The organism is Streptomyces sp. NBC_00820 (genome assembly GCF_036347055.1).
Classification (GTDB): domain Bacteria; phylum Actinomycetota; class Actinomycetes; order Streptomycetales; family Streptomycetaceae; genus Streptomyces.
The window spans coordinates 3,083,678-3,103,951 of sequence record NZ_CP108882.1; the positions used below are offsets into that span (position 1 = coordinate 3,083,678).

17 protein-coding genes are annotated in these 20,274 nt (G+C 74.5%); 11 read left to right on the plus strand and 6 right to left on the minus strand.

Features of this window, described 5'->3' with window-relative positions; all coding sequences use genetic code 11:
• Nucleotides 1–26 precede the first annotated feature (26 nt).
• The 8 genes from OIB37_RS14025 to OIB37_RS14060 all read left to right on the plus strand — a co-directional run bounded on the left by OIB37_RS14025 (nucleotide 27) and on the right by OIB37_RS14060 (nucleotide 9,670).
• Entirely contained in the window at nucleotides 27–1,259 is a 1,233-nt protein-coding gene (locus OIB37_RS14025) for a glycosyltransferase family 4 protein (RefSeq protein WP_330457920.1), read from the plus strand.
• A complete protein-coding gene (locus OIB37_RS14030; RefSeq protein WP_330457921.1) occupies nucleotides 1,256–2,707 on the plus strand; it encodes an exopolysaccharide biosynthesis polyprenyl glycosylphosphotransferase in 1,452 nt (483 codons plus the stop codon). The genes OIB37_RS14025 and OIB37_RS14030 overlap by 4 nt, the downstream gene beginning before the upstream one ends.
• Nucleotides 2,708–2,851: 144 nt before the next feature.
• Nucleotides 2,852–4,183, plus strand: coding sequence for an O-antigen ligase family protein (locus OIB37_RS14035; protein WP_443058267.1), 1,332 nt, complete (start codon nucleotides 2,852–2,854; stop codon nucleotides 4,181–4,183).
• A gap of 32 nt (nucleotides 4,184–4,215) precedes the next feature.
• Nucleotides 4,216–5,964: a murein biosynthesis integral membrane protein MurJ gene (gene murJ / locus OIB37_RS14040; protein ID WP_330457923.1), complete on the plus strand. Its 1,749-nt coding sequence runs from the start codon at nucleotides 4,216–4,218 to the stop codon at nucleotides 5,962–5,964.
• A complete protein-coding gene (locus OIB37_RS14045) occupies nucleotides 5,948–6,715 on the plus strand; it encodes a polysaccharide deacetylase family protein (protein ID WP_330457924.1) in 768 nt (255 codons plus the stop codon). Before murJ ends, OIB37_RS14045 begins: the two co-directional genes overlap by 17 nt.
• Complete coding sequence (locus OIB37_RS14050) at nucleotides 6,715–7,872, plus strand: glycosyltransferase (protein ID WP_330457925.1); 1,158 nt, start codon at nucleotides 6,715–6,717, stop codon at nucleotides 7,870–7,872. Before OIB37_RS14045 ends, OIB37_RS14050 begins: the two co-directional genes overlap by 1 nt.
• On the plus strand, nucleotides 7,869–8,528 hold the full coding sequence (locus tag OIB37_RS14055) for a lipopolysaccharide biosynthesis protein (RefSeq protein ID WP_330457926.1): 660 nt from the start codon (nucleotides 7,869–7,871) through the stop codon (nucleotides 8,526–8,528). Before OIB37_RS14050 ends, OIB37_RS14055 begins: the two co-directional genes overlap by 4 nt.
• On the plus strand, nucleotides 8,525–9,670 hold the full coding sequence (locus OIB37_RS14060; protein ID WP_443058149.1) for a GNAT family N-acetyltransferase: 1,146 nt from the start codon (nucleotides 8,525–8,527) through the stop codon (nucleotides 9,668–9,670). Before OIB37_RS14055 ends, OIB37_RS14060 begins: the two co-directional genes overlap by 4 nt.
• A 65-nt stretch (nucleotides 9,671–9,735) precedes the next feature.
• Here the strand turns inward: OIB37_RS14060 and OIB37_RS14065 are convergent, their stop codons facing one another.
• A complete protein-coding gene (locus OIB37_RS14065) occupies nucleotides 9,736–11,229 on the minus strand; it encodes a glycoside hydrolase family 26 protein (RefSeq protein ID WP_330457927.1) in 1,494 nt (497 codons plus the stop codon).
• Nucleotides 11,230–11,396: 167 nt separating this feature from the next.
• On the opposite strand from OIB37_RS14065, the gene OIB37_RS14070 reads away from it, so the two are divergent.
• Complete coding sequence (locus OIB37_RS14070) at nucleotides 11,397–12,662, plus strand: NAD(P)-binding domain-containing protein (RefSeq protein ID WP_330461847.1); 1,266 nt, start codon at nucleotides 11,397–11,399, stop codon at nucleotides 12,660–12,662.
• Between the two features lie 103 nt (nucleotides 12,663–12,765).
• On the opposite strand, the gene OIB37_RS14075 is transcribed toward OIB37_RS14070, so the two are convergent.
• The 3 genes from OIB37_RS14075 to OIB37_RS14085 all read right to left on the minus strand — a co-directional run bounded on the left by OIB37_RS14075 (nucleotide 12,766) and on the right by OIB37_RS14085 (nucleotide 15,014).
• Nucleotides 12,766–13,941: a chaplin family protein gene (locus OIB37_RS14075; protein ID WP_330457928.1), complete on the minus strand. Its 1,176-nt coding sequence runs from the start codon at nucleotides 13,939–13,941 to the stop codon at nucleotides 12,766–12,768.
• Between the two features lie 119 nt (nucleotides 13,942–14,060).
• Nucleotides 14,061–14,312, minus strand: a complete 252-nt coding sequence (locus OIB37_RS14080; RefSeq protein ID WP_330457929.1) for a chaplin — start codon at nucleotides 14,310–14,312, stop codon at nucleotides 14,061–14,063.
• A gap of 288 nt (nucleotides 14,313–14,600) precedes the next feature.
• Nucleotides 14,601–15,014 carry a rodlin gene (locus OIB37_RS14085; RefSeq protein WP_330457930.1) on the minus strand — a complete coding sequence of 138 codons (414 nt, stop codon included), beginning with the start codon at nucleotides 15,012–15,014 and terminating at the stop codon, nucleotides 14,601–14,603.
• Nucleotides 15,015–15,282: 268 nt separating this feature from the next.
• Here OIB37_RS14085 and OIB37_RS14090 point away from each other — a divergent pair, with 268 nt between their 5' ends.
• The gene (locus OIB37_RS14090; protein ID WP_330457931.1) at nucleotides 15,283–15,693 is read left to right on the plus strand and encodes a rodlin; all 411 of its coding nucleotides are present in this window, start codon (nucleotides 15,283–15,285) and stop codon (nucleotides 15,691–15,693) included.
• Nucleotides 15,694–16,001: 308 nt separating this feature from the next.
• Complete coding sequence (locus tag OIB37_RS14095; protein WP_330457932.1) at nucleotides 16,002–16,409, plus strand: rodlin; 408 nt, start codon at nucleotides 16,002–16,004, stop codon at nucleotides 16,407–16,409.
• A 170-nt stretch (nucleotides 16,410–16,579) separates the two neighbouring features.
• On the opposite strand, the gene OIB37_RS14100 is transcribed toward OIB37_RS14095, so the two are convergent.
• Nucleotides 16,580–17,443: an ABC transporter permease gene (locus OIB37_RS14100; protein ID WP_330457933.1), complete on the minus strand. Its 864-nt coding sequence runs from the start codon at nucleotides 17,441–17,443 to the stop codon at nucleotides 16,580–16,582.
• A complete protein-coding gene (locus tag OIB37_RS14105) occupies nucleotides 17,440–20,172 on the minus strand; it encodes a CocE/NonD family hydrolase (protein WP_330457934.1) in 2,733 nt (910 codons plus the stop codon). Before OIB37_RS14105 ends, OIB37_RS14100 begins: the two co-directional genes overlap by 4 nt.
• Between the last annotated feature and the right edge of the window lie 102 nt (nucleotides 20,173–20,274).

Consider the following 20,274-nt stretch of genomic DNA (forward strand, 5'->3'; position numbering starts at 1 on the left):
CCCCCCGTGAGCGAGGTAACCCGCGAATGCACCAGCCAGCCCCCGATCCCCGGCCACGGGTCCTGCATCTCGCGCAGCCCGTCGACGGCGGTGTCGCCCGGGTCGTACGGGACCTCGTGCGAGCCCAGATCGCGGCGGGCCTGCGGGTCACGGCCGGCTGCCCCGGCGGCGAACTCGCCGCGGAGCTGCGGGAGCTGGGCGCGGACGTACGGCACTGGCGGGCCGGCCGGTCGCCGGGTCCCGGTCTGCCCGGGGAGGTACGGCGGCTCGCGCGTCTGGTCGAGGAAGTGCGGCCCGAACTGGTGCACGCGCACAGCGCCAAGGCCGGACTTGCCGCCCGGCTCGCCGTACGCGGACGGGTCCCGACCGTGTTCCAGCCGCACGCGTGGTCGTTCGAGGCGGTCGGCGGGACCACCGCCGCGCTCGCCCTGCGCTGGGAACGGTGGGGGGCGCGCTGGGCGGACCGGGTGGTGTGCGTCAGCGAGGCGGAGCGCGCGACCGGCCTGCGCGCCGGGGTGCACGCCCCGTACACCGTCATCCCGAACGGCGTCGACCTCACCCGCTTCCGACCCGCGCCCGCCGGGGCCGACCGCGCCGCCCTCCTGCCGGACCCGGATCTGGACTTGGACCCGAACGCGAACCCGGACCCGAACCCGGACCTGGACCCAGTCCAGAACCCCGACCCGGCGCGGCCGCTCGTCGTCTGCGTCGGGCGGTTGTGCCGGCAGAAGGGCCAGGACGTGCTGCTGCGGGCCTGGGACCAGGTCCTGCGGGCGGTGCCGGACGCGCGTCTGGTGCTGGTCGGCGACGGCCCCGACCGGGAGTCCCTGCGCCGACAGGCCGGTCCCGCCGTGCGGTTCACCGGTGCCGTCCCGGATCCGCTGCCCTGGTACCGCGCCGCCGACCTGGTGGTGCTGCCCTCGCGCTGGGAGGGCATGGCCCTCGCCCCGCTGGAGGCGATGGCCTGCGCGCGGCCGGTCGTCCTCAGCGATGTCGACGGCGCCCGCGAGAGCCTGCCGCCCGCCCTCGCGGCGCGCTGCCTGGTCCCGCCGGAGGACCCCTCGGCGCTGGCCGGGGCCGTCGCCGGACTGCTGTCCGACGCACCGCTGCGCGCGTCGCTCGGCGACCGGGGACGCCGGCACGTCCTGTCCACGCACGACGTACGGCACACCGCCGCAAGGGTCGCGGACCTGTACCGCGAACTCCTCGGCACCCGGCCGCCCGTGCCCTCCGAGTGCAGGGAGTCCATCCACTCGTGACCACGGAAAGCACCGCCCCCTCCCCCGGCGCGCCCGGCGCGCAGCCGTGGGACCCCGGGTTCCCGCCCGTCTCGCTCGCGCCGGCCCGCCCGGCCCGCGGCTTCCGGTTCCCGGTGCGGCGCCCGCCCGCGCGGCCCGCCTCACCGCTGCCGCTGCTCGCCGCCGACGCGGTGGCCGCGCTGGCGGGCGCGGTGGCCCTGGACGAGGCCGCGCGCGACCCGCTCCTGGTCGGCGTGCTCGTGTCCGCCGCGCTGCTGCTGCGCCCGCGCTCTGCACGGGCGGTGCCCGGTGCCCTCGACGGACTGCCCGGTGTCCTCGACGAACTGCCCGTCGTCTGCGGCCGGATCGCGGTCGTCTGGCTCGCCCTCGGCGCGCTCCTCGCCGCGTACGAGCCCGCCCGCGCGCTGTCCGCCCCGACCCTGCTGCTCGGCTGGGCGCTGCACGCGGCGGTTGCCTGCGCGGGCCGCGGCGCGGTGCGCCGGCGGCGCCGGGCCGCCCGGCTGCGGCGGCCGCGGACGGCGCTGGTCGTCGGCCCCGCCGCGACCGCGCAGCGGGTGGCGGCCGCGCTGCTGCGGGACCCGCGCTGCGGGGTGCGGCCAGTGGGCGTGGTCACGGACCACCCGGACGGCAGCGGCGGGCTGCCCGTGCTCATCACCGGCGAGCAGGTGGAACGGGCGCTCATCCAGAACGGGGTGCGGGCCGTGTTCACCGTCGATCCCGCCGTACGCACCGGGAGGGGTCCGCTGCTGCGGGCGCTGGCCGAGTCGGGCTGCGCGGTGTGGGAGGTCGACGCGGACTTCCCGGCGTTCGAGACGCGCGACCGGCTCGCCGGGTTCTCCGTCCGCCGTCTGGACCTGGGGACGCGGCGGCGCGGCAGCGCGGGCAAGCGGCTGCTGGACGTCATGGTGTCCGGGGTCCTGCTGGTGATGGTCAGCCCGCTGCTGCTGGTGTGCGCGGCGGTGCTCAGGCTGACCGACGGGCCCGGCGTCGTCTTCCGGCAGGAGCGCGTCGGCAAGGACGGACGTCCCTTCACGCTGCTGAAGTTCCGCACCCACCGCCCGGTCGACGAGCACGAGGCGGCGACCCGGTGGAGCGTGGCGGGCGAGCGGGAGATGGGCCGCTTCTGCCGCTTCCTGCGGCAGGCGTCGCTGGACGAGCTGCTCCAGCTGTGGAACGTCTTCCGGGGCGACATGAGCCTGGTCGGCCCGCGCCCCGAACGGCCGTATTTCGTGAGCCTGTTCAGTCAGGCCCATCCCGGCTACGCGGCCCGGCACCGCATGCGGACCGGCATCACAGGCCTCGCCCAGATCAACGGGCTGCGCGGTGACACCTCGATCGAGGACCGGGCCCGCTTCGACAACGCCTACATCGACAACTGGTCGCTGTGGCAGGACGTCTGCATCCTGCTGCGCACCGCGACCGCGCTCGTGCGGTCCACGGGGAGCTGACCGATGAGTCCCGACCCGCCCCCCGCGCACCCCTCCCGACCGTCCCCGTTCAGGCCGTCGTCGTGGCCTCGGTCGTGGTCCCAGTCGTGGTCTCGGTCGTGGTCTCAGGAGTGGTCCCAGTCATGGTCTCGGTCGTGGCCGTCGCTGTCGCCGGTGCCGGCCGTGATCGCCGTGGTCGCCGTGGTCGCCCTCCTGGCGCTGCCCGTCGCCCCCGGCGGCGACGGCGGCGCGGGTCCGGCCGACGCGGCCTCCGGTCTGCTGGTCGTCTTCTGCGCCGTACGACTGCTGCGCGCGCGCAGCCGTCCGCTGTCCCGTACCGCCGCGGTGGTGCTCGGCCTGCCGGTGGCCGGGCTCGCGCTCGCCGCGATGGGCGCGGTCTCGCCCGGCGCCGGGATCGCGGGGCTCGGCCGCTACCTGCAGATCTTCGTCCTGGTGCCCGCCGCCGTCCTGCTGCTGATCCGCGACCGGCGTGACTTCCGACTGCTGGCCTGGTCGTTCGTGGCACTCGCGCTGTGGCAGGGGGCGATCGGTGTACGGCAGTACGCCACCGGGACCGGCGCCTCCTACCAGGGCGAGGACATCCGCGCGGTCGGCACCTTCGGGACGCAGGACGTGATGGGCATGGCGACCGTGGTGTCTTTCGGGCTGGTCTGCGCGGTGGGCCTCGCGCTGGGCCGCCGCGCGGTACGGGAGCGGCTGTGCGGCGCCGCCTGCGCGGTCGCGCTGCTGCCGCCCCTGGCGCTGTCCTTCAGCCGGGGCGCCTGGATCGCCACCGCCGTGACCCTCACCGTGCAGCTGGCCCTGGCCGGGCCACGCCGGGCCCTGCGGGTGGGCGCGGCCGTGGTGGCCGCGGGGGTGGTGCTGGTGGGCGGGCTCGGGGTCGGTACGGCGATGCTCCAGGAGCGGATCGACAGCATCACGCGGGTCGCCGACGCGCCCGACCAGTCCGTCACCGACCGGTACACCATGTGGGCGGCGGCCACCGGCATGTGGCGTCAGCACCCGCTGACCGGCGTCGGGCTGAAGGGCTTCCCCGAGTACCGGGACGGGCACTCCTCGCTCGCGCTGTCCTCGGGCAGCGACACGGAGGGCGCGGGCGCGGGCTACCGCAGGCAGCCCCTGCTGTCCCCGCACAACATGTACCTGCTGGTGCTCGGCGAGCAGGGGCTGACCGGGCTGCTGTGCCTCGCGGGCGGCTGGCTGGCCATGCTGGTGCGCGGGCTGCGCGGCCTGTGGCGGACGCGCCGCCCGGGACCGGTCCCGGAGTGCGCCCTGATCGGCTGCGGCCTGCTGTTCTGGCAACTCGTCGACTTCGCCTACGCCGACATCGGCGGCCCGTCGACCGTCCTGACCGCGGTGTGCTTCGGGCTGGTCGCGTGGTGGGCCCTGGTCGGCGGCGACGAGCCCGCCCCGACCTGCCCCGCCGCGCCCTCGCCGCGGCCTCGCGGGCGCGCCGGGAAGGCCGTCGTCCGGTGACGGTGACGCCCTCACGGGGCCCCGGCCCTGACATGGCCCCGCCGGCCGGTCCGACCGGGCCGACCGGCGGCGACCGCGCCCCTCGCCACCCGGCGCCCACCACCCCGACCGCCCCCACCGTCGCGGCCGCCCCCACGCCCGTTCCCGCCCCCATTCCGGTCCCGGTTCCCGCGCCCGCCCCCGAACGGCAAGCCCCCCTGACCGGCCGTTCGCTCGCCAAGGCCACCCTCCTCACCGCCTCCCTCTCGGTCGCGGGGGCGTTGCTGGGGCTGGTGCGGGACCAGTCGCTGGCGCGGCTGTTCGGGGCCGGCCGGGACACGGACGCCTTCCTGGTGGCGTGGACCGTGCCGGAGTTCGCGGCCACGCTGCTCATCGAGGACGGGCTGGCGTTCGCGCTGATCCCGGCGTTCAGCGTGGCGCTGGCCCGCCGGGCGCGGGGCGCTGCCGGGGACCCGGTACGGTCCCTGATCGCCGGTACGCTCCCCCGGCTGGCGCTGGCCTTCGCCGCCGTGGGCGCGCTGGTCGCCGTGGCGGCCCCGGGGGTCGTCAAGGTCCTGGCGCCCGGTCTGCCCGACCCCGGGCTCGCCGTGGACTGCACCCGGATCACCGCGACCTGCGTGGTCAGCTTCGGCCTCGCCGGGTACTGCAGCGCGGCCCTGCGGGCGCACCGCCGCTTCCTGGCACCGGCCGCGATCTACGTCGCCTACAACACGGGCATCGTCACGGCGATGTTCGCGCTCGGCGGCGCCTGGGGGGTGCGCTCGGCGGCGTTCGGGGTCGCGGTGGGCGGGGTGCTGATGGTCCTCACCCAACTGCCGTCGCTGGTGGGCCAGTTCCGCGCGCGCCGGGTGACGGGCGGCGGCGGACCCGACACGGGCGGGGCGCCGCGCCCCCTGGACGTTCCGCTGATGGCCACCGTGCTGCTGTTCGCGCTGTGCCGGCAGTCGCAGGTGCTCATCGAGCGGTTTCTCGCCTCCAGCCTGCCCGCCGGGGCCATCTCGCACCTGAACTACGCCCAGAAGATCGCGCAGATCCCGATGACCATGTCGATGATGCTGTGCACGGTCACCTTCCCGGTGGTGGCGCGGGCGCTGGCCGAGGGCGACACCGAGCGGGCCCGGATCCGGGTGGAGCGGGACCTGTCGGTGGCCTCCTGCCTGGTGCTGCTCGGCACCGCCGCCGTGGTGGCCTGCGCACCGCAGATCGTCCATCTGCTTTTCCAGCGGGGCGCGTTCACCGCCCGGGACACCGCGGCGACCGCGGGGGTGATGCGGGTGTACGCGCTCGGACTGCTCGGCCAGACCCTGACGGGTGTCCTGGTCCGCTCCTACTTCTCGGCGGGCCGCGCCACCTGGTACCCGGTCGGCGCCATGGCCGCCGGGATCGCCGCGACCTCCCTGATCGGCGCCGGCACGGTCGGCGCGTACGGCGTGACCGGGATCGCCGCCGCCAACGCCACCGGCATCACGCTGACCGCCGCCCTGCTGCTGTGCGGCATGCGCACCGCCCGGCACGGCCGCCCGCGTGGGGTGCCGGTCCGCACCGGGCCCGTGCTGCGTGAGCTGGGCCGGCCGCTGGGGGCCGCGGTGCCGGCCACGGCGGCCGGGGCGCTCGTGGCGGCCCGGCCCACCGCTCCCCTCGCGGGGTTCGCCGCCGGTGGCGTCACCGTGACCGTCGTCTTCGTCCTGCTCTGCTGGGCCCTGGGTGCCCAGGGCTTCGCTCCCGCGTTCCGTTCCATGACCGCCCACACCCGAAGGCTCGCCCATGCCGTCTTCCGTTGAGTCCGTCCCCCGCGCCGACTCCTCGGGCCCGGCCAGACCCGGCCCGGTCCCGTGGATCGCCATGTACCACTCGGTCGGCGACCGCTCCGACGACCCGTACCGCGTCACGGTCACGCCCGGCCGGCTGGAGCGGCAGCTGCGCTGGCTGCGCGGGCGCGGTCTGCGGGGGGTGTCCGTCGCCGAGCTGCTCGCCGCCCGCGCCCGCGGTGAGGGCCGCGGCCTGGTGGGCCTCACCTTCGACGACGGCTACGCCGACTTCCTCACCCACGCCCTTCCGCTGCTGGCCCGCTGGGACTGTACGGCGACCCTGTTCGTGCTGCCCGGCCGGCTCGGCGGCGTCAACGCCTGGGATCCGCTGGGCCCGCGCAAGCCGCTGCTCACCGCCGACGGCATCCGGGACGCGGCCCGGGCCGGCGTGGAGATCGGCTCGCACGGCCTCACCCACGTCGACCTGACCCGCGCCGACGACACCGTCCTCGGAGCCGAGACGGCCGGAAGCCGTTCCACGCTCCAGGAGTTGACGGGCGCGACGGTCGCCGGCTTCTGCTATCCCTACGGCACCGTCGACCAGCGCGCCGTGGACGCCGTACGGCGGGCCGGCTACGACTACGCCTGCGCCATCGACCCCGGCGGGCTGACCGGCCCGTTCGCGCTGCCCCGCGTGTACGTCGGGCAGGACGACACCGCCGCCCGCCTGTTCCTGAAGTACCGGCTGCACCGGCTGCGGCGCCGACCGGTCGAGGGGCTGTGATGAGGGCGCTGCATGTCATCACCGGGCTCGGCGTGGGCGGCGCCGAGCAGCAACTCCGGCTGCTGCTGCGCCACTTGCCCCTCACATGCGACGTGGTGACGCTGACCAACCCCGGGTCGGTGGCCGAGGGGCTGGCCGCCGACGGGGTGCGGGTGTCCCACCTCGGCATGGCGGGCAACCGTGACCTGGGCGCGCTGCCCCGCCTGGCCCGGCTGATCCGGCGCGGCGGCTACGACCTCGTGCACACCCATCTCTACCGGGCCTGCCTGTACGGCCGGATCGCGGCCCGGCTGGCCGGGGTGCGCGCGGTCGTCGCCACCGAACACTCCCTGGGCGACTCGCAGATGGAGGGCCGGCCGCTCACGGCGGGGGTGCGCGCGCTGTACCTGGCCGGGGAGCGGCTGGGCCGGGTCACGGTCGCCGTGTCGCCCACGGTCGCCGACCGCCTCACCCACTGGGGCGTGCCCCGGCCGCGCATCGCGGTCGTACCGAACGGCATCGACCTGGACCGGTTCCGCTTCGACCCGGTACGACGGCTGCGCGTCCGCGCCGAACTCGGCCTGACCGACGACGCGTTCGTCATCGGCGGCATCGGCAGGCTCGCGCCCGGCAAGCGCTTCGACGTCCTCGTGCACGCGCTCGCCCGGCTCCCCGGCGACTGCAGGCTGCTGCTGGCCGGCGGCGGCGCCGAGGAGGGCGCCCTGCGCCGCACCGCCGTCGAGGCCGGGGTCGCCGACCGGGTGCTGTTCACCGGGGAACGGCCGTGCGTCCCCGACGGCTCACCCGGCCCGGACCTGCCCGCGCTGGCCTCGGCGATGGACGTGCTCGCCTCGCCGTCCCCGGAGGAGGCGTTCGGACTGGCCGTCATCGAGGCGCTGGCCGCCGGGCTGCCGGTGCGGTACGCCTCCTGCCCGGCCGTCGAGGACCTGTCCCCGGAAGCCGCCCCCGGGGCCCGGCGCGTCCGGGGCGGCGCCGACGCCTACGCCCGCGCGCTCGCCGAGGTCCGTGCGGCCGAGCCCGGCCCGCGCACCGCCCCCGAGGCGGCCCGCCACTACCGCATCACCCGCAGCGCCGCCCTGCTGATGGACGTCTACGCGTCGGCGCTGGCCCGCACGGTCCCCTCGTCCCGTTCCCCGCAGAAAGTCAGCCCGTCATGACCGAGACCCACTCCCGGCGCCATCGCACCGCCTCCCGTCCGCCGGGCGGCCGTACCCTCCCGCCCTGGTCGCTGGTGGCGGCCGGCGTGCTCGCGGGCGGCCTGCTCGGCGGCGCCTACGGCGTGCTGAAACCGCCGGTGTACACGGCCACCAGCTACCTCGTCGCCGTACCCACCGAGCACTCCGACACCGCCTCCGCGCTCGGCTTCGCGCAGGTCTACGGCCGGGTCGCCACCCAGGACGTCGTACTGGCCGAGGCGCGGGCGGGCGCGGGCGTGCCGCTGGACACCCTGCGCGACAGCGTGCGCACGGCCACCTCGCCGGACGCGCCGATGGTCGCCGTCTCCGCCACCTCCGCGCGCCCCGCCCAGGCCGCCGCCATGGCCAACGCGGTGGCCGTCTCCCTGGCCCAGCACGCCGACGCCACCAAGGCCGACACCCACGTCGGGCTCCAGCGGTTCGCGCCCGCCGTGCCGCCGAGCACGCCGACCTCGGCCTCGGCGGGGGTGACCGCGCTGGTCGGGGCGAGCGCCGGCGGGCTGCTCGGCGGGCTGGCGCTGCTGGTCCGGCCGGGCCGCCGGCCGGAGGAGGAACCCGCGCGGCCGGCCTCGCTGCCCGGTCCGACTCTCGCCGCCGACGCGCACCGTCCGCTGTGACGGCCACGTACCCGGCGCGCACCAGGCACCGCGCGCAGCCCACGGCCGCGGCCGGACTCGTCACCGAACTCGTCACCGACGAACGGGCCTTCGCCGCGCTGGCCCCGGCCTGGGGACGGCTGTACAAGCGGTGCGCCGCCGCGACCCCGTTCCAGAGCCACGCGTGGCTGCACTCGTGGTGGCAGTCGTACGGCAGGCCGCGCCGGCTCAGGCTGTTACTGGTGCGCCGCGGACGCGATCTGGTCGCGGCGGCCCCGCTGATGCTGGTCCGCCGGCCGCTGCCCGCGCTGGTGCCGCTCGGCGGGGCGATCTCGGACTACGCGGACGTACTGCTGGACGACGCCGACGACGGACGCGCGCTCGGCGCCCTGACCGAGGCCCTGTCGGCGGCGGCGCGCACGGCCCTGATCGACCTGCGCGAGGTCCGCCCGGGCGCCGTGGCCGAGCGGATCCACGACCGCTGGCGCGGGCCGCGCCGCGGGGTGCCGGACTCGCTGTGCCTGGAGCTGCCCGCGGTGCCCATGGCCGAACTGGTCGCCCGGCTGCCGTCGGGCAAGGCCCAGCGGGTGCGCGCCAAGCTCCGCAAGCTGACCGCGCTGGGGGTGACGCGGCGGGTGGCCGGACCGATGGAGGTGGACGTCGCCCTGCACCGGCTGCTGGCCCTGCACCGCTTGCAGTGGCAGGACCGGAAGGTGACGAGCGAGCACCTCAGTCCCCGGTTCCGCGAGCATCTGGCGCGCGCGGTGGGTCCGATGGTGCGCTCCGGGAACGCCGTCGTGACGGAGTTCCGGATCGGCGCGGACGTGGTCGCCGTCGACCTGACCCTGCTGTCCCGGAGCCTGGCCGGCGGCTATCTGTACGGCGCCCATCCGCGCCTGCGCGAGACCAGGGCGGACGTGGCCGTGATGCTGCTGGACGCGTGCACCGAGCGGACCGTCGCGGGCGGGCACGGGGCGCTGAGTCTGCTGCGCGGCGACGAGCCCTACAAGCACCACTGGCGTCCCGAACCGGTCGTCAACCGGCGGCTGCTGCTGGCCCGGCGGAGCACCGCCCCACTGCTGTCGGCCGCGCTGCTGGACGCGGCCGCCCGGCAGCGGGGCAAGGAGGTGCTGCACCGGTGGAAGGAACGCGACCGGGACTAGGCGGTGTCTCCCCGATCTTCGCGGGTCCGCGACGCCCTGATCCACGAAGATCGAAGAGACACCCCCTAGCGGCTCCGCGACCACCAGTCGAAGCGCAGGCAGAGCTTTCCGCCGAGCCAGTACTCGACCCAGTCACCGAGGTTCAGCGGCGAGCAGTTGGCGGGAGGACTCGTGACGGGCACGGGGGTGGGCGCGGGAGCCTGCACCGGGGTCGGGGTGGGTGTCGGGGTCGGGGTGGGCTTGACCACCGGGGTCGGAGTGGGGGTCGGGGTGGGCTTGACGACTGGGCTCGGAGTGGGGGTCGGGGTGGGTTTGACGACCGGGGTCGGAGTCGGGGTCGGGGTCGGGGTGGGTTCCGGGGCCGGCTGGTCGGTGCGGCCGTACAGGGCGGACCGGTAGACCTCGGAGGACCGGGGGTTGCGCGAGCACTGCCACACCCCGTGCGGGCAGTAATCGGTCAGCGTGTTGTACAGCGGCTTGTGCTCGTCGATCCAGGCGAGCATGCGCCGCATGTACTCGGTGTTGTCCCCGTTGCTGAAGAGTCCCCACTCCGGATAGGAGACGGGCTTGCCGTGGGCCTTGGCGAAGTCCACCTGCTGCTGGAGGCCGTAGGGTTCCGCCACCTGCTCGTCGAAGGACAGGCCGCTCGGCTGGTCGTAGGAGTCCATGCCGATGACGTCGACCATGTCGTCGCCCGGGTAGCACTCGGTCCACGGCACGGCGTCGCGGCCGCGGCTCGGCGCGAAGTCGAACCGGAACCTCTGGCCCGGCACCGACCGCATGGTGGTGACGATCCGCTTCCAGTACGCCTTCCAGGCCTCCGGGTCCGGTCCGCAGCGGTGGGTGTACGTGGCGCCGTTCATCTCCCAGCCGAGCACGAGCACCGTGTCCGGCACGCCCAGCGCCACCAGCCGCTGGGCCAGGGCACGGAAGTGCCGGTCGAACTGTCCCGCCTCGCCCAGCCGCAGCAGCAGGCGCACCTGGGCGTCGGAGAGGTTGTCCTCGTTGCGCTCCTGCATGGGCACGTTGAGCACGAGGGTGCGGTCCGCCTTCTCGCGCCGCCAGTGCGCCCACACGTCCAGGAAGCCGGGCGCGCCCTCGATGTCGGCCCAGTGGTCGCCGGGCAGATAGGTGTGCGCGACCTTCAGCTCCGCGTCGCCGAGCCAGTGACTGAGCCCGGCCATCCGCGCCACTCCGAGCGCCCCGGAGTCGAGGAAGGCACCGAAGGCCGGATACGTCTTCGCGGGAGCTGCCGGTGCCGGAGTGACCGGTGCGGGAGTCGTCGGCGTCGGAGTCGTCGGCGTCGGTGCGGCGGGCGTCGGATCAGCCGCCGCCGGAGCGGTCGGCGTAGGTGCGGTCGCTGCCGATGCGCTCGGTGCAGGAGCCGTCGGTGCCGAAGCGCTCGGTGCGAGAGCCGTCGGTGCGGGAGCGGGATGATCGGTCGCCCGTGTCCCTCCCGCCGCGAATCCGGGACCGGCCGTCAGGGCGACCGACGCGGTGATCGTCGCCGCGACCACGGCCAGTCGCGGGCGCCGGACCCTTCGCTGCTGTCGAGCCATGATCGCCCTCTCTCCACGCGACTGCCTTCCCGGCGCGCGCTCCTTGTTATTGACACCCAGTCACATCGATACGGATGCCGCCAGTGCGGTTACGGCTTTCAGGTGGTCCCGGGCGCCGCACGGGTGAGCCGGCCGGCCCGGGCCGCGGAGAAAGCGAGCGGTTGCTGATGTACGACCTGCTGGTGGTGGGGGCGGGTCCCTACGGCCTGTCCGTCGCGTCGCACGCGGTGGCGGCCGGACTGGACGTGCGGGTCTTCGGGCGGCCCATGGCGACCTGGCTCGACCACATGCCCCGGGGAATGCTCCTGGAGTCGGCGCCGTGGGCGACCAACCTCTCGGATCCGGAAGGCCGTTGGCGCCTCGATGTGTTCCGCGCGTTCCGCGCGTCCCGCGGGACGACGGTCCCGCACGCCGATCCCCTCCCGCTGGAGGTGTTCACCGAGTACGGCCTGTGGTTCGCCCGCAACGCCGTGCCGCCGCCCGACGAGCGGACGGTGACCGGGGTGGCACCCTGCCAGGGCGGCTTCGAGGTGAACGTCGAGGACGGGGAGAGGCTCACCGCGCGGACGGTCGCGCTGGCCGTGGGCGTGCCGCCGTTCGCCGAGCTGCCCGCGCCGCTGCGCGGAGTGCCGTCCGCCCTCGTCTCGCACAGCAGCCACCACCGCGACCTAGAACGGTTCCGCGACCAGGATGTCACCGTGCTCGGCGCCGGCCAGTCGGCCCTGGAGACGGCCGCGCTGCTGGCCGAACAGGGCACGCGGGTAAGGCTGCTGGCCCGCGCGGAGCGACTGCGCTGGAACCCGGTCCCGTCCGCCCTCGAACGCCCGTGGTGGCACTCGGCCCGGGCCCCGCACAGCGCCCTCGGCCGCGGCTGGCGCAACGGGTTCTACGCCGAACGGCCCGACCTGTACCGGCGGCTGCCGGCGCGGACCCGGGCCCGGCTCGCAGTGGACGCGCGCGGCCCGGCGGGCGCCTGGTGGCTGCGTGAACGGGTGGAGCCCCGGGTGGCGGCGCTGCTCGGCCATGAGCTGGTGGCGGCGCGTGAAGTGCCGGGCGGACTACGCCTGGAGACGGCCGGGCGGCGGGGCGGCAGGCGGGTGCTGGAGACCGGCCACGTCATCGCGGCGACCGGCTTCCGGGTGGGCCGCGAGCGACTGCGCCTGGTCTGCCCCGGGTTGCGCGCGCTGCTGGCCACCGGCGCCGGCGGGGCGCCGGAAGTGGGCCTGGACTTCGAGTCGTCGTACCCCGGGCTGTTCCTCGCCGGTCTGGTCACGGCCGCGGACTTCGGCCCGGCGATGCGTTTCGTGCACGGCGCGTCCTTCACGGCGGACACGCTGGTGCGCGGGGTACGGCGACGACTGCGGGAGGGGCCGGCCGGCTGGCGGATTCCGGCCGGACGGCGTGGCGAGGTGCCGGACGGGGCCCGGCACTGAAGGATGCGATACGGCTCCCTGGCGGTACGGCGCCGGGGTGCCGCCTGGCGGGCGGAGTCGCGGGTGGCGGGGTGCCGGGCACTGAGGTCCGGCACCCGACGCGTTACCGACGAGACGCGGCTCGGCCTCGCCGGTACAGAACGGCACCGGCCACGATCAGCGCCGCACTCGCGGCCGAGGTCGCGATCATGGCGCGGGCATCGCCACCGGTGTGCGGAAGTGAGGGCGGCGGACCGTGGTGGTGGCCGCCGTGGGGAGGAGGCGTGTGGTGACCACCATGCGGAGGCGGGGTGTGGTGTCCGCCGTGGGGTGGAGGCGTGGTCTCCTCGCCGCCGTAGGGAGGCGGGGTGTGGTGGCCGCCGTGGGGTGGAGGCGTGGTCTCCTCGCCGCCGTAGGGAGGCGGGGTGTGGTGGCCGCCGGGCGGGGTGGAGTGCTCGCCGTACGGGGGAGGCGTGGTCTCCTCGCCGCCGTAGGGGGGCCGGGTGGTGGTTTCTCCACCGCCGTAGGGAGGCGCGGTGGTCGTCTCGCCGCCACCGTAGGGAGGCGCCGTGGTCTCGTCCCCACCGTAGGGAGGCGCCGTGGTCTCGTCCCCACCGTACGGAGGCGCAGTGGTCTCGTCCCCACCGTACGGAGGCGCAGTGGTCTCGTCCCCACCGTACGGAGGCGCAGTGGTCTCGTCCCCACCGTACGGAGGCGCAGTGGTCTCGTCCCCGCCATAGGCGGGCGGAGTGGTCTCGTCGCCGCCGTACGGAGGCGCGGTCGTCTCGTCCCCGCCGTACGCGGGCGGAGTGCTCTCGTTGCCGCCGTACGCGGGCGGAGTGGTCTCCTCGCCGCCGTACGGAGGCGCGGTCGTCTCGTCCCCGCCGTACGCGGGCGGAGTGCTCTCGTTGCCGCCGTACGCGGGCGGGGTGGTCTCCTCGCCGCCGTAGGCGGGCGGAGTGGTCGCGGGGCTCGGGGAGCCGTAACCGGAGTCGTCGTCGGAGTCGCCGTACGCGGGCGTGTGCGAGGCACCGGCGTGTGTCTTCGAACCGTGGCTGTTCGCACAGGAGTTACCGAACGCGGGGTTCAGCGCGGCCGCCACGTCGACGGAGTTGCCGCAGGCGTTGACCGGGACGTCCACCGGCACTTCGACGGTGTTGCCGGACAGCACACCGGGCGAGCCCTGTGCGGTGCCGTGCGCGCCCGAGTCGGCGAGCGCCTGGCCGCCGTACAAGGACATCACACCCGTCGCTGCGGCGGCAGCGGCCACGACCATGCCCTTGCTGAGGGTCTGTCGCAATGTGGTTGTCTTCCTGCTCGAAGAAGTGGGAAGGCCGGCCTCGGAACACGTAATCGAAGGATCGACGGTCCGAGGCCGGCCTGAACGCAGCCGTGGGCTGGTGCGTTGTGTTACCTGTGTCAGTCGTTGCCGCAGGCGCTGCCGAACGCCGGGTTCAGCAGACCGATGACGTCGACCGAGTCGCCACACACGTTGACCGGCACGTGAACCGGGATCTCGACCGTGTTGCCGGACAGGACGCCCGGGGAACCGACAGCGGCGCCCGTGGCACCGGAGTCGGCGAAGGCGGGCACCGCACCACCCAGGGCGAGGATCGCACCGGCGATGACAGCAGCGCTCTTCTTCATGGAGTTTCCCTTCTCTGCGGTCATGCCCCTATGTCGGCCGAAACCGAGCGAGCACAGCTTGAACGGCTCGCACCATGACCAGCAGGCTGTAAAACGAGGCATAGACAGCCGAAGAAACTATGGAACGCGAGTCGCCCCGGAATTCACTCGAACGCCTTCACAAAATTGACACGTTGGCGGAATCGGCCGGATCCGAGTCCGCGGCGTGCGCGGGAAATCGCAGGAGAAACGCTTCTTCAGAAAAAAGCGAAGGCCGCCCGGGCGGTGCGGAAACTCCGCACGCGCCCGGACGGCCTTTCGGACCGCGAGGGGTCAGTTGTTGGCGGTGCCGTTGCCGGACAGGGCCGAGACGTCGTCCAGGACGTGCGAGAGCGGCTCGTCGTCCTTGGCCTGGGTGGAGTTCTCGGCGCACTGCTGGTTCTGCGGCGAGGACAGGACCGGGATGTCCTGGACGCCGACGTTGGCGAGGACGGCCACGACCGACTGGACGTCCGCCTTGACGGGCAGGCCGACACAGAGCTTGTTCAGCGAGCTGCCGACCAGCGTGGCCTGCGGGCTCATGCTGCCGTAGGTCGCGTTGTTGCCGAACGACTCGGCCGCGTTGTTGCCGCTGAGCGACGTGGTGCCGGTGTCGTTGCCGATGGCGAGCGCCTGGGGGGCTGCCGCCGCCGACACACCGACGAAGGACGCGGCGACCACCGCAGCGGCCATTGCCTTCTTCAGCATTTCGGTATTCCTTTCCTGGCTCCTCGGCTCCTCGCCAAGACGCACGTTCCTGTCCGGCATCAACCCGGCCACGGCGTTTTGGTTGCGGGGTATCACCCGTTCGGATCGTTCGGCGGTACGGAACCCGTGGAATTCCGAGGACGGTCGCCCGTGCGCGCCGCATGGCCCCATGTGGTCCATTGGAGTGAACGGGAGCAACCGATCGCCATGGCGGGCAGTTGACCCCGATGGCTCCGGTGGACGGGGTTTCTCCAGAAGGGAATCACAAGTGATCAAGAAGGTTCTGGCCGCCGCCGCGGTCGCCGCCTCCGTCGTCGGCGCCTCCGCCGTCGCCGCGTCGCCGGCCCTGGCCATCGGCAACGACCACGGCACGACCTCCTTCAGCGGCAACGGCGCCTCCCAGGCGTTCGGCAACTCGGCCACCTACGGCAGCATGAGCCCGCAGATGGCGCTCATCCAGGGTTCGCTGAACAAGCCCTGCATCGGCCTGCCCGCGAAGGTCAACGCCCAGTCCCTGGTGGGTCTGCTCAACATCGGCGTGCAGGACATCCCGGTCCTGTCCTCGCCGCAGAACCAGCAGTGTGTCGAGAACTCCACCCAGGCCAAGGGCGACGAGCCGCTCTCGCACATCCTGGACGACATCTCCGCCCTGTCCGGCAACGGCACCGCCAACAACTGATCCGGAGATCCCCGGGGTCCCGCACGGCCCCTCCGTCGGGCCGCCGAGCTTTTCGGCGGCCCTTCGGCGTGTCCCCGCGTCCCCGGCCGGACGTCCGCCGGCCGGGTACGCGGGGCTGCCGTGTGTGGGGTGGGTGAGCCGGGCGGCCGTACCGCGGTTCAGGTGCACCGCGCGGCACAGGGGGCGCGCGTGAACCTGACGGAGTGCGCTGACCCGATCGAGGCAAAGACCGCAACCCCGAAGGGCTCCGCACCGTTGTCGATCACGCAGCTCCTCCCCGGAGTCCGCCTTTTCGAAAGGGAACGAACATGAAGAAGCTGTGGGCAACCGCGGCCGTCGCCGCCTCCGTCGCCGGTCTCGCGGGTGCGGCCGCCCCGCAGGCCCTTGCCATCGGCGACGACCACGGCACGACCTCCTTCAGCGGCAACGACGCCACCCAGGCGTTCGGCAACTCGGCCACGTACGGCGACATGAGCCCGCAGCTCTCGCTGGTCCAGGGTTCGCTGAACAAGCCCTGCATCGGCCTGCCCGCGAAGGTCAACGCCCAGTCGATCCTGGCCCTGGTCAACGTCGGCGTCCAGGACATCCCGGTCCTGTCCTCGCCGCAGAACCAGCAGTGCGTGGAGAACTCCACCCAGGCCAAGGGCGACGAGCCGCTCTCGCACCTCCTGGACGACATCTCCGCCCTGTCCGGCAACGGTGCCGGCAACGGCTGATCCAGGTCCTCCGCGGCGGCGGGTCACCGGTCTTCTCCGGTGGCCCGCCGTCGCGTTGTGCCGCCGGGACCTCGAAGGCGGGGGCCGGTGGCCCGTCGTCCTCGGTGAACTCCCCCTGGATCAGCGGGAAGGCGCCGACGGCCTCGGTGCGCGGGAGCCGCCGCACCGGCTCAGGAGACCACGTCCTTGCGGGCGAACCCGCGGAAGGCCAGGGCGAACAGGACGAGGGCGTAGGTCACCGAGACCGCGGCGCCCTGGATCATGCCGGACCATTCCAGCTGCGGCTGGACGGCGTCGGCCCAGGCGAACTGCCAGTGCGCGGGCAGGAAGTCCCGCCAGTGGCCGAGGGCGGTGACGGCATCCAGGACGTTGCCGACGATGGTCAGGCCGACCGCGCCGCCGACCGCGCCGAGCGGGGCGTCCGTCCTCGTCGACAGCCAGAACGCCAGTGCCGCGGTGACCAGTTGGGACACGAAGACGTACGCCACCACGATCACCAGGCGCCGGGCCGCATCGCCGGCGTCCAGCTGGCCGCCGGTGGGGATCTGCAGCGGGCCCCAGCCGTAGGCGGCCGTGCCGACCGCGAGGGCCACCACCGGCAGCAGCACCATCGCGGCGAGGCTGAGCCCGAGGGCCACGGCGAGCTTGGACCACAGCAGCCGGGCCCGGGGCACGGGCGCGGCGAGCAGATAGCGCAGGGAGGACCAGCTCGCCTCGGAGGCGACCGTGTCCCCGCAGAACAGGGCGACCGGGATCACCAGCAGGAAGCCCGCCGAGACGAACAGGCTGACCGCGGCGAAGTTGGCGCCGGACGCGGTGGCCGTGTCCATCAGCGTGATCCGGTTGTTGCGGCCGCCGGGGCTGCCGCCGATGGTGAAGGCGACGAGCAGGACGAACGGCAGGGCCGCGAGGATCGCGCCCATGATCAGGGTGCGGCGCCGCGTGAGCTGGCGGACCAGCTCCACGCGCAGGGGCAGGGTGCGGCCCGCGCGGTAGCCGGAGGCGGCCTCGGCGGGCTCGGTGAGCGTGCTCACGGGGTACCTCCGATCAGGGTGAGGAAGGCGTCTTCCAGGCGCCGGTGCGGGCCGACCGAGGCGACGGGCACCTCCAGGCGGACCAGCTCCACGACCAGCCGCTCGGCGGTGCCGCCGGGTTCGAGGCGGACCAGCAGCCCGTCCTCGGCGCGTACGGCGGAGGCCACCCCGGGCAGCGCGGCCACCTTCTCCACGACCGGCTCCTCGACGGGGGTGCCGGTGCCGACCAGCAGGGTGTCGCCGGAGCCGACGATGTCCCGTACGGGGCCCGCCTGGACGAGCCGGCCGCGGTCCATCACCACCAGGTGGGTGCAGGACTGCTCGACCTCGGCGAGGAGATGGCTGGAGACGATCACCGTGCGGCCGCCGGCCGCGTAGCGGATCATCACCTCGCGCATCTCGCGGATCTGGGGCGGGTCGAGCCCGTTGGTGGGCTCGTCCAGGATGAGCAGGTCGGGCAGGCCGAGCATGGCCTGGGCGATGGCCAGGCGCTGGCGCATGCCCTGGGAGTAGGTGCGCACCGCGCGGGCGAGGGCGTCGCCGAGGCCGGCGATCCGGAGCGCCTCGTCCAGGTGGGCGTCCTCGGGCGGGCGGCCGGTGGCCCGCCAGTACAGCTCCAGGTTCTCCCGGCCGGACAGGTGCGGCAGGAATCCCGCGCCCTCGACGAATGCGCCGACCCGGGACAGCACGGGTGCGCCGGGGCGGATGGCGTGGCCGAAGACGCGGATCTCGCCGCCGTCCGGCCGGATCAGGCCCATCAGCATGCGCAGGGTGGTGGTCTTGCCCGCGCCGTTGGGCCCGAGCAGGCCGAGTACCTGGCCCTTCTCCACGCGGAAGGAGAGCTCACGCACCGCGGTGGGGGTCCCCCCTGCTCGAGCGAAGCCGAGAGCTCGGGGGAGGTCGGCGGCCCCGGCGTAGCGCTTGCTCAGGCCGCTTATCCGCAAGGGGACTTCGGCGAGTTCCGGGTCGGGTGCGGGGGCGGTGGTCCGGCGGCGGCCGGTGAGCAGCAGGGCGAGGGCGGCGCCCGCGCCGGCCAGGGGCAGCCACCACACCCAGGCGGGCAGCGGGGCCGCGGCGGTGGTGACGGCGGGGGCCGTGGGCACGCTCAGGTCTCCCTTGACGGAGACGGTGTAGGTGGCCGGGGCGGCCGGTGAGGCGTAGCCGAGGTCGGTGGCGGCGAGGACCAGGCGGAGGCGGTGCCCCTTCGGCACCTCGTGGTCGATCGCCGGGAGGGTGACGGTGACGTCCTTGCCGGCCTTGGCGCCGGTGACGCGCAGGGGGGTGACGAGCTGGGCGGGGAGCACCTGGCGGGTGCCGTCGGGGGTGACGTCGTACACCTTGGCGAACAGGACGGCGTCGTCGCTGGTGGCGGAGACGTGGACGGTGACGGTCGGCGAGCCGGTGACGCGCAGGCCGGTGCGCAGGGGTGCCGAGTCGAATCGGGCGTACTGGCCGGGGAAGTCGAGGGAGACGCCGACGCCGAGCGCGGACAGCTGGGACAGGCCTCCGGCGCCGCCGAGGCCGGGCAGCGCGGAGATGGCGGGCGGACTGGCTCCGGCGGGGTTGGTGACGCGCTGCTCGCCGCCGCTGAGGGCGACGGGGTGCGGGTGGGAGCGCAGGCCGGGATAGGCGTCCGCACTGGCGCCGCGCAACTGGGCGGCGCCGTCTGTGGAGTTGACGCCTCCGGTGCGGGTGACGCGGAAGGCCGGTCCGGTGCCGGCGGAGGTGTCGTCCTTGAGGTAGCGGTCGAACCAGGCCCGCACCCGGCCGCGCACCCGGTCGGTCTCCAGGTCGCCGCCGTCGTGTCCGCCCGCGGTCCAGTCGACGTCGACCGGGGCGCCGTTCGCGCGGATGGCCTTCTCGGCCGCGTCGGACTGGGCGAGGGTGAACAGGGAGTCGGTCTGCCCCTGCACCAGCAGGGTGGGCACCTTGATGCGTCCGGCGACGGCGGACGGTGAGCGTGCTTCCAGCAGTGCGCGGTCGGCGGCGCCCGGGGTGCCGGACTCGGCGACGCGGTCGTACATCCGGCACAGGGCGGCCTCGAAGCGGGCGCAGCCGCCACTGGTGGTGAAGAAGACGCCGGTCCACAGCTTCTTGAACACGCCGTCGGGGAAGAGGGCGTCGGCGAGGTTCCAGTAGGTGAGGGCCGGGGCGATGGCGTCGATCCGGCGGTCGTGTCCGGCGGCGAGCAGGGAGATCGCGCCGCCGTAGGAGGCACCGGCCACGCCCACGCGCGGGTCGCCCGGCCGGTCGAGCCGGACCTGGGGGCGCTTCGCCAGCCAGTCGACGAGCCGGGAGACGTCGGCGACCTCGTGCCGCGGGTCGTTCAGGCCGATCTCGCCGGTCGAGTGGCCGAAGCCGCGCGCCGACCAGGTCAGGACCGCGTACCCGTCCCGGGCCAGGTCCTCGGCCTGCTGCCGTACGTCGTCCTTGCTGCCGCCGAAGCCGTGCGCCAGCAGGACGGCGGGGCGGCGGCCTGCGGGACCGGCGGTGAAGTACGAGGTGTCCAGGCGGGTGCCGTCGGTCATGGTCATGACCCGGTCGGCCCGGTGCACCGCGGGGACGTCGGCGGAGGCGGTCGCCGCCGTCCAGGTGCCGGCGCCGGCGAGCACCACGACAGCGGCCGCGGCGGCCATGCTCCCCCAAGCTCTCAGCTTCGTTCGAGCAGGGGGGACCCCCATCGCGGCTCCCTTCAGCAGCCCTCGCAGCGCGGGCACTCGAAGATCCATGCGTCAACGGTACGGGCCGCCACCGACATCGGCTGCTGTCCGTGGGCTGAACCCGGGCCCCTCCTTGGGGAGTACGGGCCCGTCCCGGCGTACTTCGGACGC

Coding starts and splice junctions, on each gene's coding strand:
- OIB37_RS14080 (WP_330457929.1), bottom strand. CDS start 14,312: ATGACCGCAGAGAAGGGAAACTCCATGAAGAAGAGCGCTGCTGTCATC.
- OIB37_RS14055 (WP_330457926.1), top strand. CDS start 7,869: ATGACCGAGACCCACTCCCGGCGCCATCGCACCGCCTCCCGTCCGCCG.
- OIB37_RS14050 (WP_330457925.1), top strand. CDS start 6,715: ATGAGGGCGCTGCATGTCATCACCGGGCTCGGCGTGGGCGGCGCCGAG.
- OIB37_RS14105 (WP_330457934.1), bottom strand. CDS start 20,172: ATGGATCTTCGAGTGCCCGCGCTGCGAGGGCTGCTGAAGGGAGCCGCG.
- OIB37_RS14095 (WP_330457932.1), top strand. CDS start 16,002: ATGAAGAAGCTGTGGGCAACCGCGGCCGTCGCCGCCTCCGTCGCCGGT.
- OIB37_RS14065 (WP_330457927.1), bottom strand. CDS start 11,229: ATGGCTCGACAGCAGCGAAGGGTCCGGCGCCCGCGACTGGCCGTGGTC.
- murJ (WP_330457923.1), top strand. CDS start 4,216: ATGGCCCCGCCGGCCGGTCCGACCGGGCCGACCGGCGGCGACCGCGCC.
- OIB37_RS14025 (WP_330457920.1), top strand. CDS start 27: ATGCACCAGCCAGCCCCCGATCCCCGGCCACGGGTCCTGCATCTCGCG.
- OIB37_RS14045 (WP_330457924.1), top strand. CDS start 5,948: ATGCCGTCTTCCGTTGAGTCCGTCCCCCGCGCCGACTCCTCGGGCCCG.
- OIB37_RS14070 (WP_330461847.1), top strand. CDS start 11,397: ATGTACGACCTGCTGGTGGTGGGGGCGGGTCCCTACGGCCTGTCCGTC.
- OIB37_RS14085 (WP_330457930.1), bottom strand. CDS start 15,014: ATGCTGAAGAAGGCAATGGCCGCTGCGGTGGTCGCCGCGTCCTTCGTC.